Source organism: Bifidobacterium merycicum DSM 6492, from assembly GCF_900129045.1.
Classification (GTDB): Bacteria; Actinomycetota; Actinomycetes; order Actinomycetales; family Bifidobacteriaceae; genus Bifidobacterium; species Bifidobacterium merycicum.
Genome location: NZ_FQTX01000001.1, coordinates 591,798 through 605,854, shown reverse-complemented (window position 1 = coordinate 605,854; position 14,057 = coordinate 591,798). Strand labels below are relative to the sequence as shown.

Annotated in this window: 8 protein-coding genes; all 8 read right to left on the bottom strand. The window is 63.5% G+C overall.

Going from position 1 to position 14,057, the window contains the following annotated elements; all coding sequences use genetic code 11:
* Nucleotide 1: 1 nt before the first annotated feature.
* The 8 genes from BUB29_RS02365 to BUB29_RS02330 all read right to left on the bottom strand — a co-directional run bounded on the left by BUB29_RS02365 (nucleotide 2) and on the right by BUB29_RS02330 (nucleotide 14,056).
* On the bottom strand, nucleotides 2-763 hold the full coding sequence (locus tag BUB29_RS02365) for a ComEA family DNA-binding protein (protein ID WP_052109179.1): 762 nt from the start codon (nucleotides 761-763) through the stop codon (nucleotides 2-4).
* A gap of 207 nt (nucleotides 764-970) precedes the next feature.
* Entirely contained in the window at nucleotides 971-2,260 is a 1,290-nt protein-coding gene (gene sstT, locus BUB29_RS02360; protein ID WP_033522839.1) for a serine/threonine transporter SstT, read from the bottom strand.
* A 231-nt stretch (nucleotides 2,261-2,491) separates the two neighbouring features.
* On the bottom strand, nucleotides 2,492-5,428 hold the full coding sequence (leuS, locus tag BUB29_RS02355) for a leucine--tRNA ligase (protein WP_033522840.1): 2,937 nt from the start codon (nucleotides 5,426-5,428) through the stop codon (nucleotides 2,492-2,494).
* 122 nt (nucleotides 5,429-5,550) lie between these two features.
* Nucleotides 5,551-6,399 (bottom strand): ABC transporter ATP-binding protein, encoded by an 849-nt coding sequence (locus BUB29_RS02350; RefSeq protein WP_033522984.1) that lies wholly within the window; start codon nucleotides 6,397-6,399, stop codon nucleotides 5,551-5,553.
* Nucleotides 6,400-6,543: 144 nt separating this feature from the next.
* Nucleotides 6,544-7,788, bottom strand: coding sequence for a glycogen synthase (glgA, locus tag BUB29_RS02345; protein ID WP_033522841.1), 1,245 nt, complete (start codon nucleotides 7,786-7,788; stop codon nucleotides 6,544-6,546).
* Nucleotides 7,789-7,899: 111 nt separating this feature from the next.
* The gene (locus BUB29_RS02340) at nucleotides 7,900-11,613 is read right to left on the bottom strand and encodes a DEAD/DEAH box helicase (RefSeq protein ID WP_081966293.1); all 3,714 of its coding nucleotides are present in this window, start codon (nucleotides 11,611-11,613) and stop codon (nucleotides 7,900-7,902) included.
* Nucleotides 11,614-11,834: 221 nt separating this feature from the next.
* Entirely contained in the window at nucleotides 11,835-12,296 is a 462-nt protein-coding gene (locus tag BUB29_RS02335; protein ID WP_033522843.1) for a membrane protein, read from the bottom strand.
* A gap of 212 nt (nucleotides 12,297-12,508) precedes the next feature.
* Entirely contained in the window at nucleotides 12,509-14,056 is a 1,548-nt protein-coding gene (locus BUB29_RS02330) for a glutamate synthase subunit beta (protein ID WP_033522844.1), read from the bottom strand.
* Nucleotide 14,057: the final 1 nt, after the last annotated feature.

Here is a 14,057-nt window from a genome sequence, read left to right as displayed (position 1 = left end):
GTCACACCGTCACCTTCGCGCGGATCTTCTCCAAGGTCTTCGCACCGATCCCCGACACCTCGAGCAGCTGGTCGACGCTGGAGAAACCGCCCGTGCGAGCACGGTAGTCGAGGATCTTCCGCGCGGTCACCGGTCCGATGCCGTTGATGGAATCAAGTTCCTCCAATGTGGCCGTATTGAGGTTGATGCGCGTATCCTTCGCGTCCATGCCCTGCGGTTCCTGCGATCCGTTCGACGTCTGCGGTTCCGGCTGTGATGGCTGCTCCGTGGACCCCTGCGGTTGCGTCACGGTCCCCTGCGGTTGCGTCGCATCGGACGTTGCACCCGACTCCCCCTGCGTATCCTCGTATGTGCGCACGATGCCATGGCTCGCGCTTTGGCCCACCGTCGCATAGTTCAGGGATTGGCGCACCAGCAACGTCAGGCTCGCGCAGGTGACGGCCACCAACAGCAGCATGGCCGCCAGCGCGTGCCCCGGCGTGAACCTGAGACGAGGCGCGTCCCTGCGCATGCGATGTTCGACCGTGACATCCGCATCCCCCGGCCTGACACCGGAAAGTTCGCCGATGGAGGTTTTCCCCGCGCCCCGGCGACCCGCACGGGGCGGGATCGGCGGGCGCGGCGGCGCAAGACGACCCGGACGCCCGGCGTCGACGGCGCTGCTCCGCCCGGCACGCCGCACATCGACGTCGCCCGGCTCCTCCAGGGAACGCAGCCTACGCGCCGCGGCACCCGCATTGATTCGCTCACGTTGAAGACCCATGCCACCACAGTGGGCCATGGCACGTGGAATGTCCAACCGTACGGGGCATGTGGACGGGACCCTCGTAATCCGTCACGTTTCCATCACAAACGGCATGCAGGTAACCGATATGCCGGCAACCGGCAATGGCACGAAAATGGCCCGGCCCATAACGGGCCGGGCCATCACCGGACAAACCGGAACGCCGAACAGGCGAAACGCATCGCATCAGGCGATGCCGAGCTCCTTGCGTTCCTTCCTGGAGTACATGAAATCGGGCAGTCTGCGCCCCTGCTTGATCCAGGAACGGTATTCCGCGGTGGCGGCGAACTCCACGTCGCTGGCGGAGTTGACGCAGGTTTCCACGGAATCCTGGATCACGCCGATGATGAATCCGACGCCTACCACCTGCATGGCCACATCGTTGGACAGACCGAACAGGGAGCATGCCATCGGAATGAGCAGCAGCGAACCGCCGGCCACGCCGGAAGCGCCGCACGCACCCAAAGCCGTGACCACGGACAGCACGATCGCCGCGGGCAGGGAGATCTGGATACCCATGGTGTTCGCCGCCGCCATCGACATGATGGTGATGGTGATGGCCGCGCCGTTCATGTTGATGGTCGCGCCCAGCGGAATGGACACGGAATACATGTCCTTATCGAGTCCGAGCTTCTCGCACAGCTGCATGTTGACCGGGATGTTCGCCGCGGAGCTGCGGGTGAAGAACGCGGTCAGACCGGATTCCTTGTAGCAGCGGTACACCAGCGGATACGGGTTTCGGTGCAGGTAGGCGAACATGATGGCCGGGGCGACCACCAGCACCATGAACAGCATGGTGCCCACCAGCAGCAACAGCAGGCTGCCGTACTTGGCGAAGGTGGACAGGCCGTTCTCGGAGACGTTGGTGAAGATGAGGCCCATGATGCCGAACGGCGCGAGGTTGATGATCCAGCGGATCAGCTGCGACACGGAATCGGCCACATTCGCCATGAAGGTCTTGCTGCTCTCCGAGGCGATGCCCTTCATGGCCAGGCCGAACAGGCACGCCCACAGCAGGATGCCGATGTAATTGCCGTCGATCATGGATTGGATCGGATTGGTGACGATGGCGGTGAGCATGTTCTGCGCCACCTCGCTGAGCCCCTGCGGCACCACATCGGATTTCGCCGCCTTGCCGAGCGCCAGCGTCTGCGGGAACAGACGGCTGGAGAACACGGCCACCACGGCCGACATGAACGTGGTGAACAGGTAGAGCCACAGCACCAGGCCGAAACGCCTGTCCAGCTTGGAACTGCCCTGGGCGAGTGCGCTCGCCACCAGCACGAACACCAGGATCGGGGCAATGGCCTTCAACGCGCTGACGAACAGCGTACCGAACTCGCCGATCCAGACGGCTCCCGGCACGGTCAACGCCAGAATCGTGCCGATGATCATGCCGATCACGATACGCAGGATCAGGGCCACGCCGTTGTATTTGGCGGCAATGCCCTTGAACATTTTCGTGACTTTATCCATAGTCTTGTATCCGTTTCTTTCTCTCGGGATGTGCACGCGGATCCCTCCGACCCCATGCGCGGACCGCAGAACATCGTAGCGGACCATTGTTACCGATGCGACGGATGACCGAAGCGCAGACGACTTTCTTCCACGGTGCTTGCGCCGTGATGCCACGAATACGAAAAACGGCATCCGCACGAATGCGGATGCCGTTTTTCGTTCAATGCCCGGCGAACCGGGATGCCGCCGTTACTCGGCGGGGACGATCGACACGATCTTCGGCGCCTTGACGATCACCTTGCGCGGCTCCTTGCCACCCAGACGGTCGGCGACGGCCTCCAACGCCATGCGCTGCAGGTCCCCGGAAGCGATGTCCGGGGAGACTTCGAGCTTGGCGCGGATCTTGCCCTTGATCTGCACGACCGCGGTGACGGTGTCCTGACCGACGTAACGCTCGTCGGCGACCGGCCACGGCGCGGCGGACAGGGACTCCCCATGACCCAGCTTGCTCCACAGTTCCTCGCACACGTGCGGCGCGATCGGGGCGAGCATGAGGATCAGCGGTTCGACGGCCGCACGCGGCACGCTCTTCAAGCCGGTCAGATGGTTGTTGAGCACGATGAGCTTGGCGATGGCCGTGTTCGGACGCATGCCCTCCATCTCGACGGTCACGTCGGCGATGGTGTTGTTCAGCAGCTTGAGGGTCTTGACGTCGGGGGTATCCTCGGTCACCTTCGCCTCGCCGGTCTCCTCATCGATCACGTTGCGCCACAGGCGCTGCAGGAAACGCATGCTGCCGACGACGTTGCGGGTGTTCCACGGACGGGATTCGTCCAGCGGGCCCATGCTCATCTCGTACAGGCGGAAGGTATCGGCGCCGTAGTTCTCGTACATGTAGTCCGGGGTGACGATGTTCTTCAGGCTCTTGCCCATCTTGCCGAACTCACGGTTGGCGTGTTCACCGTTCCAGGTGAAGGTCGGCTCGCCGTCCTCGCCGGCGGGGCCTTCCACGACCTCGTCGGCCGGCACGTACTGGCCACGGTCGTCGGTGTAGGCGTAGGCCTGGATCATGCCCTGGTTGAACAGCTTGTGGAACGGTTCAGCCGAATCCACGTAACCCAGGTCGAACAGCACCTTGTGCCAGAAGCGGGAGTACAGCAGGTGCAGCACCGCGTGTTCCACGCCGCCGATGTACAGGTCCACACCGCCTTCGTCGCCCGAATACTTGTTGTGGTTCGGGCCCATCCAGTAGTCGAACTCGTTCTTCTCGACCATGTTGGCGGTGTCGTTCGGGTCGATGTAACGCATGTAGTACCAGCAGGAGCCGGCCCAGTTCGGCATGGTGTTGGTGTCGCGGTAGTAGGTCTTCTCGCCGTCGCCCAGATCGAGGCGGATCTTCACCCAATCCTCGTTGCGGCTCAGCGGGGCCTCCGGATTGGATTCGGCGTCCATCGGGTCGAAGGTGCGCGGGGAATAGTCCGGCACGTCCGGCAGGTTGATCGGCAGCATGGAATCCGGCAGCAGATGCGGGGTGCCGTCCTCGCCGTACACGATGGGGAACGGTTCGCCCCAGTAGCGCTGGCGGCTGAACAGCCAGTCGCGCAGACGGTAGCTGACGGTGCCCTTGCCGACGCCGGCGGATTCGAGCCACTCGTTCACCTTGGCGATGGCATCGTCCACGCGCAGGCCGTTGAGGCTCAGCGCGTCGCCCTTGGCCTTGGTCGCCTCGACGGAGGAGTTGATGACGATGCCGTCGTGGGAGACGAACGGCGCCTTGCCTTCGTAGGCGGACAGGTCGTCACCGGATTCAGGCAGCGGCTGCACGGTGTAGATGACCGGCAGGCCGAACTTGACGGCGAAATCGTAATCACGCTGATCGCCGCCCGGCACCGCCATGATGGCGCCCGTGCCGTAATCCATGAGCACGTAGTCGGCGGTGAACAGCGGCAGCTTGGCGCCGGTGATCGGGTTGACGGCGTACAGGCCGGTGAACAGACCGGTCTTCTCACAGGCTTCGTCCACACGATCCTTGGCGGTCTTGGATTCCGCTTCGAGACGGTAGGCCTTCACAGCTTCGACGGGCGTGGCGTAGCCGCCCTTCCAATCCTCCGGAGTGCCTTCCGGCCATGCGGCGGGCACGTGTTCCAGCAGGTGATGCTCCGGGGAGACCACGGCGAACGTGGTGCCGAACAGGGTGTCGGGACGGGTGGTGTAAATCTCCATGTCCTGCACGCCGTCAGCGGTCTCGACCTCGAAATGCACGGACGCGCCGTGGCTTTCGCCGATCCAGTTGCGCTGCATGAGCTTGACCTTCTCGGGCCAGTCGATGCCGTCCAAATCGGCGATGAGGCGATGACCGTACGCGGTGATGCGCATGGACCACTGGCGCAGTTCACGCTGGAACACCGGGAAGTTGCCGCGTTCGGACTTGCCTTCGGCGGTGACCTCCTCGTTGGCGAGCACCGTGCCCAGGCCCGGGCACCAGTTCACCGGGGACTTGGAGATGTAGGCCAGACGGAAATCGTTGAGCACGTCGGCCTGCTCGGCCTCGCTCAGATCGGCCCAAGCCTGACCCTCATGGCCGGGGATGGCCTTCTCGCCGGATTCGAACTTGGCGACCAGTTCGCTGATCGGACGAGCGGAACCCTTGGAACCGCTCGGGTTGGTGGCGTCCTCGTCATACCAGGAATCGTAGATGCGCGAGAAGATCCACTGCGTCCAACGCACGTAGCCGGGGTCGATGGTGGCGAAGCTGCGGCGGTTGTCGAAGCTCAGGCCCATGCGGTGCAGCTGGCGGGACATGTTGGCGATGTTCGCCTCGGTGGTCACGCGCGGATGCTGGCCGGTCTGGACCGCGTACTGCTCGGCGGGCAGGCCGAAGGCGTCATAGCCCATGGCGTGCAGCACGTTCTCGCCCTTCATTCGGTGGTAGCGGCTCACCACGTCGGAGGCGAGGTAACCCAGCGGATGGCCCACGTGCAGACCCTTGCCGGACGGGTACGGGAACATGTCCATCGCGAAGTACGACGGGCGTCCTTCGGCGTTGCGGCCCTTGCCGTCCTTCAGATCGCCGGCGACGTTCGCCGCCCAGAACGTGCCCTCGTCATCCCACTTCTTCTGCCATTTGGTTTCGATGTCCTGCGCCATTGCGGCGTTGTAACGGAACTTCGGTTCAGTCTCACTCATAAGGAACGAAAGTAGCCGCGCAACTGGACAGTTGCACGGCTTTTCTCACATAGTATCCGCGACTTGCGCGAAAGACGGACGATGCCCCCGTCGAAAGTCACGGGAACCGAGGACAGGTTCCCTCACACGGCGTATGCGGCCCAGCGCCCGTGCGAATGCTCGACCTCGATGGGCATGCCGAACAGCGCAGACAGGCGTTCGTCCGTCAGACCATCCTCCAGGGAGCCCGTGTAGATGATCGTGCCGGCCGAAGGATTGCCCATGGCGTCGATGCCATCCTCGGTGGCGTCCTCCGAGGAGACGGGTTTGCGCCCCATGATGGCGATATGGTCGAAGCCTTCGGGAATCTCCTCAAGACGATGCGTGACGAGCACCACCGCACGTTCCGAGGATTCGCGCCCGATACGGCTCAGCGTGCGCATCACCTGTTCACGGCCGCCCAAGTCAAGACCCGTGGTCGGCTCATCCATGATGAGCAGCTCCGGGTCGCCCATCAACGCCCTGGCGATGAGCACGCGGGTGCGCTCGCCCTCGGACAGGCGCCACATCTGCTTGCCTTCGAGATAGCCCACAGAGAAATCATGCAGCAGACGGCGTGCGCGTTCATACTCCTCGGCGGTGTATTCGTCATGCCATTTGCCGGTCACCGAAGTCAATCCGGTGACCACCGCGTTCAACGGGTCCTCGCCTTCGGGGAACTGCCGGCCGAGCGCGGCGGAGGCGAGGCCGATGCGGGTGCGCAGTTTGAACACGTCGTATTTGCCGAGCTGATGGCCGAGGATGAACACCTTGCCTTCGGAGGGGAAAGTGCGCGTGGCGAGCATGCCGACGGTGGTCGACTTGCCGATGCCGTTGGGGCCGAACAGCACCCAGCGCTCCCCCGCATGGATGGTCAGGTTCATGTCGGTGATGATCACACGACGGTTGCGGCGGAATTCCACGTTGTCGAGTTGCAATACGGTTTCGTTCATCTCATCCCCATTCGCATATGCGTTGTCCTGCGACACGAAGGCCGCGCGATATTCCGTGTGCAAGAATATCGCGCGGCCTGCCATCATGCCTTGCGCCGTCCACCAGCCGTCACGAACACGTGCGGATCGGCGGCCGGACCTGGCTTACTTGCGTTCGGCGAGCACGTCCTCGTAGACCTTGACGGTCTGGTCGGCGATCGACTCCCAGCTGAAATGATCGCGTGCACGCTCATAACCGGCCTGCCCCATCTTCCTGGCCAGTTCCGGATCGGCCATCACCTTGTCGATGGCGGCGGCCATGTCGGCCACGAACTTGTCCGGATCGGTCGGCGTGCCGGTGCCGTCATGCAGCTGGTCGATCGGCACCAGGTAACCGGTTTCGCCGTCGACCACGACCTCCGGGATGCCGCCCGTCGCGGAGGCTACCACCGGCAGACCGCAGGCCATGGCCTCGAGGTTTACGATGCCGAGCGGCTCGTAGATCGACGGGCAGATGAACGCATCGCAGCCATGCTCCAACGCGTTGAGTTCGGGCTTGGGCAGCATCTCCTCGATCCAGATGATGTTGCCGCGTTCCTCATCAAGCCTGGCGAACGCGGTCTTGACCTCCTCGGCGATCTCCGGGGTGTCCGGGGCGCCGGCGCACAGCACCACCTGAATGCCCGGATCGACCAGATGCAGCGCCTTGAGCAGGTACGGCAGGCCCTTCTGACGTGTGATACGACCGACGAACAGCAGCGTCGGCTTGCTGCGGTCGATGCCGTACCGGTCGAACACCTTCCAGCCTTCATCGTCCTCGGCCGGGGTGGCGAAATCGGACATGGTGATGCCGTTGTGCACCACGACGACCTTATCCGGGTCGACGTTCGGATAGGCAGCGAGAATATCCTCGCGCATGCCTCCGGAAACGGCGATGATACGGTCGGCATGCTCATAGGCGTCACGTTCGGCCCACGAACTCAGGTTGTAGCCGCCGCCAAGCTGTTCGCGCTTCCACGGGCGGAAGGGTTCCAGCGAATGCGCGGTGATGACCAACGGCACCTCGTGCAGCTGCTGGGCCAGACGCCCCGCGAAGCATGCATACCAAGTGTGCACATGGACGAGATCGGCGTCCACGTCGTTGGCGATCTGCAGGTCGACGCCGAAGGTCTTCAACGCCGCGTTGGCATCACTCAGCTCGGCCGGCGTGTCATAGCCGAACAGGCGCAGCGAGCCCTTCGGGTCGGTTCCGGGAATGGCGGGGATATCCGCGTCGGTGCGCGCACCGTCGAACGCGCGTACCGTCACGTCGATACGTTCCGCCAGAACCTTGGAGAGTTCCTCGGCGTGCACGCCGGCACCACCGTAGACGTGCGGAGGATACTCTCGGGTGAGAATGTCGACTTTCATGGGGGAAGATCCTTTCCATCATTGGAATTGGAGTCGTTTTCAGCTTACCTCATCGGCACGGTGACGTACCGGAGGCAGCGCCGGCGCGTACGGAAATCCCCTGTGACCGCATCAGGACAGCAGGCCGAGCAGCTCGTCCTTGGTGAGCGAACCCACGCCACCGCCCGCGGTGCCATCCGTGAACTGCTTGGCGAGTTCGCTTTTCTCCTTCTGCAGTCGCAGGATACGCTCCTCGATGGTGTCCTGCGCCACGATCTGGTACACGTTCACATCGTGCGTCTGCCCGATGCGATGTGCACGATCCGTGGCCTGGTTCTGCGCGGCGGCGTTCCACCACGGGTCGGCATGGATGACCACGGACGCGCCCACCAGGTTCAGACCGGTGTTGCCCGCCTTCAACGAGATGAGGAACACGGGCACATCATCGCCGTTGAACCGGTCGACCAGTTCGACGCGACGCTTCTTGGGTGTCTCGCCGGTGATCGAATGGAACGCGACGCCATGCTGGGCGAGCCGTTCGCCGATCAGATCAAGGAACGAGGTGAACTGCGAGAAGATAAGCACCTTCTTGCCGGAATCCATGCAACTCGACACCAGATCGTCGATCGCGTCAAGCTTCGCGGAGGCGTTCTTCGCATCCGCGTACACGAGTTTCGGCGAACAGCAGATCTCACGCAGCAGCGTGAACTCGGAGAGGATACGAATCCTGCTCGTATCGAAATCGGCATCGTCGACCTTGTCGAGCGAGGCGCGCAGACGCTGCTCATGCGCGGCGTACAGCTTGCGCTGCTCCCCCTCAAGCCTGACGGTGACGACGTTCTCGAACTTGTCCGGCAGGTCGGTGAGCACGTCGCGTTTCAGCCTGCGTTTGATGAACAGACCGACCAGCGCCTGCAGTTTGGCGGCCATGACCGACTGTTCCGGCCCCGGCGCGAGGATCGGCTGCTCGTAGCGCTCGCGGAATCTCGCGTAGGAACCAAGCAATCCCGGCATGAGGAAATCGAAGATGCTCCACAGTTCGCTCAACCGGTTCTCGATCGGCGTGCCGGTGAGCGCGAAACGATGCTCGGCCCGCAGCCGCTTCACGGCCTTGGCGACCTTGGTCGTATGGTTCTTGATGTACTGCGCCTCGTCGATCGCCACGCAATCGAACGCGCAATCCCCGTAATCGTCGATGTCACGGCGCAGCAGATCGTAGGACGTGATCAGGATGTCCGGCGCATCAGCGGCGCGGGCCTCGTCAGTATCGCCCGCCCCGCCCGACTCCCCTGTATCGTCGGCATCCGCAGGCCGCGCCACGGTCGCCAGCACGCGACGGCGTTCGGCCTTGCCCCCCGCGACGATCTCGACATGCAGGTCGGGCGTGAACTTCGCGCATTCCGCGGCCCAGTTGTACACCAGCGACGCCGGGCAGACGATAAGCGAACAACCGTTACCCTTGCGGGATTCGAGCAGGGTGAGCGTCTGGAGGGATTTGCCCAAACCCATCTCGTCGGCGAGGATGCCGCCGAACCCCTTGTCGCACAGCGTCGACAACCATTGGAATCCCTCGACCTGGTATGGGCGCAGCACGCCGCGCAACGATTGCGGCACCTCATAGCGCCGCGGGTCGATCACCTTGACGTCGTCGACGTATGCGCGGAACGATGCGCTTTTTTCGGTGTCGGAAACGTCAGAGTCAAGCAGGAACGCCTGATAGCCAGGCAATTCGATGCCGCCTTCGTTGAGCTGGCGTTCGGTCAGCCCGAAATCGACGGCGACCGTGTCGAGTTCATCGAGATCGGCGTCTTTCAGGTCGACGAAGGAACCGTCACGCAGCCTGTGGTAGCGGCGCCTGCGCCGATAGCTTGCCAGCAGCGAACCGACCTCGTTCATCGGCACCTCGTCGGCGATTGGTGAGATCTCCACCAGATTCGAATCGATGGACAGGCCGACCTTCACCGTCGGAGCGCTCTCCTTGAGCATGCCGTCGAACGCGGCGGTGGAGAACACCTCGCCGATGGAACGGAGCATGTCCACGCCGTCGGTGAGCAGCAGCAGAACGGCATCCTCATCCTGTTCGTCGATGCGTGCAAGGCTATGATCGTCATGTTCGGGGAACAATTGTTCGACGAGTTCCACGCCGAGCCGTTCATGTTCCGCGTCGCGTTTGACGAGCGACGCCCGACTGGTGGAATCCGGATGGATGATGCCGCGCAACGACTTCGCCGCGGGAACGAGCTGGAACGCGAAATCACCGTATCGGGCCACGGCTTCGCAGGTGACGCCGTTCAGATCGCGGTCCAGGTAGAATTCGAGCCCGCATTCGCCGTTTGCGATGTACGCGATCTCCTGCGGCACGTCGAAGCCGATGCCGGCCTTCGCCAGCGCCGGCAGGATGGTACGGGCGAACATCGGCCAGTCGTTCTCATGCACGAACACGCCGTCCGGTTCACCGGTGCACAATGATTCCAACGCATGCAGCGCCGGGGCGAACGCGGCGGGGCAACGGTGGAGCTCCGGCCGGGAACGCCCGCCCTTCGAAGCGAGGATGTACCGGCTGTGCTGGCCGGCAATGGTGGCGAGCACCGTGCGATCGCCGGTGATCCGCACTCCGCCGGAAGCCATGCGACGCGTGTACTCCGCGTGGAAGGTGACATCCGGGCCGCCTTCCACTATGGGCGCACCCTGCTCACCCGATACGGTCGTGCCGTCCAATCGCAGGCCGATCGAGGCGGGCAGCTCATGGTACAGGTCCAGCAGATCACAAACCTCCCAGTCGGCGAGGAACAATTCGCGGTCGACCATCACGCCGGATGCGTACTGATGGTTCTGCAGCATGGCGATCCTGCGGGATCGGATCGCGCGTTCGATGAAATCGATCAGGCTCCGGGAGAACGGGGAGAACATCTCCGGGAAGTGACGGAAAGCGAGTTTCCTGCCGTAACTGGTGTATACGCCGGATCGGATGTCGGCCACCATCTTCGCGATGTTCCGCACCACATACGAGGCGTTCGCCCCGCCCGCGGCATGCGTGATGCGCAGTTGCAGCGACCATGTCCCGTAGCCGAGCACCAGCGTCGGTTCCAGTTCCACGCTTCCCGGTCTGACCGCGGGCGGCGTGCCGGCGCGTTTTGCTGCGCCCGGCCTGCCGACCGATGGTTGCGGCTTGCCCTGTTCGGCGGCGAGACGCCGTCTCGCCCCGTCCATGCGTTCGAGAAGAACACTGCGAACATCCTCATCCGTTCCGGCGTTCCGCCCGTCGAGCTGACGCATATAGTCAGCCAGCCGTCGCGGCGTCGCACCGGCCACCCCATGGTAGCCGTGGAACAAGTCCGGATTGTCGAGGAACAGCAGGATCATGGCCGCCACATGCTTGCAGACCCCGGTATAGCGCGCGTTCGCGGTCAGGCTTCCGGACCAGTGTGCGGGTGTGACGCCCCGCTCATCGTCATTGGGAACATGGCCGAACGTCGAACCACCCGTGCCGTAGCTTTCATACCCGGAATCGTCGTAGTCGTCGTAATCCCCATACGAGCCGTATGAGCCGCACGCGCCGCCATCCCCGTAATCGTCCGTGTCGAAATCACGGTACCCGGCCATGCTCCGGTATCCGCCCGCATCGGTTTTCCCGAACGCCGGGCAACTGCAATACCGTGACAGGAGCAGTTCGTCGCCGAGGTCGATGGTCGCCTGCACGGTATAGGTGCCGGCCGATGTCGACGCGGCTCGCATACGGGCGGTCAGGGTGATGCGGGTGCCGTCACCGTCCGACGAATCCAGACATTGCGCCCCCATTATCCGGTCCTGCTCATACCACACGATCCGTTGCGCGCGCTGCAGCATCCCCTCGCCGCATTCGCTGCGGATCTCATCGCCAAGCCATTTCAGTGAATCGTCTGCCACCCCGTTAACCTCTCTTACCCGGCGAACCGTTTCCCCGTCCAACCATATCAGCCGCCCGTGCTCCCCCTATGCCCGGGGCATATACGAAAACGGGAATGCGAATGACGGTTTGTCCCGTCCGCATCCCCGTTACGCCATACACGGCATACGGTCGACCGCCGTCAGACCGCGGTGCCGTTTTCGTCGAGATTCGGATTGTGCTTGTAGTTGCCGGCTGTGAAGAACAGGCTCAGCACGCCCACGATGAACACGCCGGATACGGTGGCGATCAGCCACATGGGGTGGCTCGGCAGCCACATCACCACGAAGAAGCCGATGATGGACAGGGCGATCAGCACCCAGCTGACCACGCGGAACCACTGGCGTACGGAATGCGGGGCCTTGAACATCTTCGGATTCGTGTAATCGGGGTTCGTGGTCAGCAGGCTCTCCTGCTCCGTGATGGTGTGTGCGGTGGGCTTCCAGGGGCCGTCGGTCCCCTCCTGCAGTCTGCGGGACTTCTCCTGCAACTGGTATTCGTCGATCATTCCCGCACGCCCGCGCCCACGGGTCTGGTCGTACTGGGAGGGCACTCCCCTGCGGTCGGCTTTGGCCTTGGCGCGACGTTCTGCACGATTGGGCATTGAAACACTCCTTTGTTACGTATCGCTGCATGTCACTTTACTGCATGCCGGTCGTTTTTCCCGGTCACGGCGCGGGATTCGGTCGTTTTTCGTTCCGATTCCCGCTTCGCACGGCGGTTTTCACATAGCAATCGGGCGGCCGCGCAACCCCCGCATCGGCAGGGAATCGCACGACCGCCCGTATTACACCCGTATTATCGGCGGAACGCTGGTCAGCGAGGCAGCATCATCGGACGCTTGGAAGCGACGATGGGCGCCTGCAGTTCGGTGGCTCCGGTCAGGTACTCGTCGACCGCCGCGGCGCAGGAACGGCCTTCGGCGATGGCCCAGACCACGAGGCTCTGGCCGCGACCGGCATCACCACAGGCGAACACACCATCCTGCGAGGTGGCGAAAGCGTCGTTGCGGGCCACGTTGCCGCGACCGTCGAGTTCGACGGGCAGCTGGTCGACCAGCGTGGTGGTGTCCGGGTGCAAGAAACCCACGGAGATGAGCACCAGATCGGCGGGGATCACGCGCTCGGTACCGGGCCGGCGGGTGAACGGACCGTTCTCGCCAGGGGCGACGTTCACGACCTTGAGACCGGTCACATGGCCGTTCTCGTCGGCGACGAAGCCTTCGGTGGCGGTGGAGTTCTCGATCGTGACCTTGGCCTGATCCTCCTCGGAGCCGACAAAGTTCACCGAATCGGTGTTGTAGACGTATTCGGCGCGTCCCGTCTCGAAACCTTCCTCCATGGAGGAGGTCTTCTGGTAGAGACGGGCGAAGGTCGGCCACGGCTGGTTGTCGGGACGCTCGTTCGGCTCCTGCGGCATGATCTGCAGCACGGTGACGTCCTTCGCGCCTTGGCGGATGGAAGTGCCGAGGCAGTCGGAACCGGTGTCGCCGCCGCCGATGATGACGACGTGCTTGTCCTTGGCGGTGATATCGTGCACCGGCTTGACGCCGTACACGCGACGGGTGGCGTCGGGCAGGAACTCCATGGCGAAATGGATGCCTTCGAGCTCGCGGCCGGGAAGCTTCATGTCGCGCGGCACGGTGGAGCCGATGGCCACAACCACGGCATCATAGCGGGAACGCAGATCATCCCAGGAGATGTCCTTGCCGATCTCCACGCCGGTGCGGAACACGGTGCCTTCGGCCTCCATCTGCTCCACACGACGGTCCAGCAGTCGCTTGTCGAGCTTGAAGTTCGGGATGCCGTAACGCATCAGACCGCCGATGGCGTCGTCACGCTCGTACACGACCACGGTGTGGCCGGCGCGGGTGAGCTGCTGGGCGCAGGCGAGGCCGGAGGGGCCGGAACCGACCACGGCCACGGTCTGGTCGGTCAGACGCTGCGGCGGCAGCGGCTTGACGTAATCCAGGTTCCATGCCTGATCGATGATCGTGCACTCGTCGTTCTTGATCATGGTCGGCGGCTGGTGGATGCCCAGCACGCAGGCGGCCTCGCACAGCGCGGGGCAGATACGGCCCGTGACCTCGGGGAAGTTGTTGGTTTCGGACAGACGGTTGTACGCGTCCTCCCACTTCTCCTGGCGGACCAGATCGTTGAATTCGGGGATGATGTTGCCCAGCGGGCAGCCGTTCATGCAGAACGGGGTGCCGCAATCCATGCAGCGTGCGGCCTGTTCGGTGGTCCAAGGCTGCAGGCCGGATTCGGCGTGGACGTCGAACCAATCCTTGATTCGCTCCTCAACGGGGCGTTCGGCCAGTTCGCGACGGGTACGGACCTTCAGGAATCCACGAGGATCTCCCATG

What these genes read in the sequence shown, in the direction of transcription:
- BUB29_RS02335 (WP_033522843.1), bottom strand. Translation starts at nt 12,296, where the DNA reads ATGCCCAATCGTGCAGAACGTCGCGCCAAGGCCAAAGCCGACCGCAGG.
- BUB29_RS02340 (WP_081966293.1), bottom strand. Translation starts at nt 11,613, where the DNA reads ATGCTGCAGCGCGCGCAACGGATCGTGTGGTATGAGCAGGACCGGATA.
- sstT (WP_033522839.1), bottom strand. Translation starts at nt 2,260, where the DNA reads ATGGATAAAGTCACGAAAATGTTCAAGGGCATTGCCGCCAAATACAAC.
- BUB29_RS02330 (WP_033522844.1), bottom strand. Translation starts at nt 14,056, where the DNA reads ATGGGAGATCCTCGTGGATTCCTGAAGGTCCGTACCCGTCGCGAACTG.
- BUB29_RS02365 (WP_052109179.1), bottom strand. Translation starts at nt 763, where the DNA reads ATGGGTCTTCAACGTGAGCGAATCAATGCGGGTGCCGCGGCGCGTAGG.
- BUB29_RS02350 (WP_033522984.1), bottom strand. Translation starts at nt 6,399, where the DNA reads ATGAACGAAACCGTATTGCAACTCGACAACGTGGAATTCCGCCGCAAC.
- leuS (WP_033522840.1), bottom strand. Translation starts at nt 5,428, where the DNA reads ATGAGTGAGACTGAACCGAAGTTCCGTTACAACGCCGCAATGGCGCAG.
- glgA (WP_033522841.1), bottom strand. Translation starts at nt 7,788, where the DNA reads ATGAAAGTCGACATTCTCACCCGAGAGTATCCTCCGCACGTCTACGGT.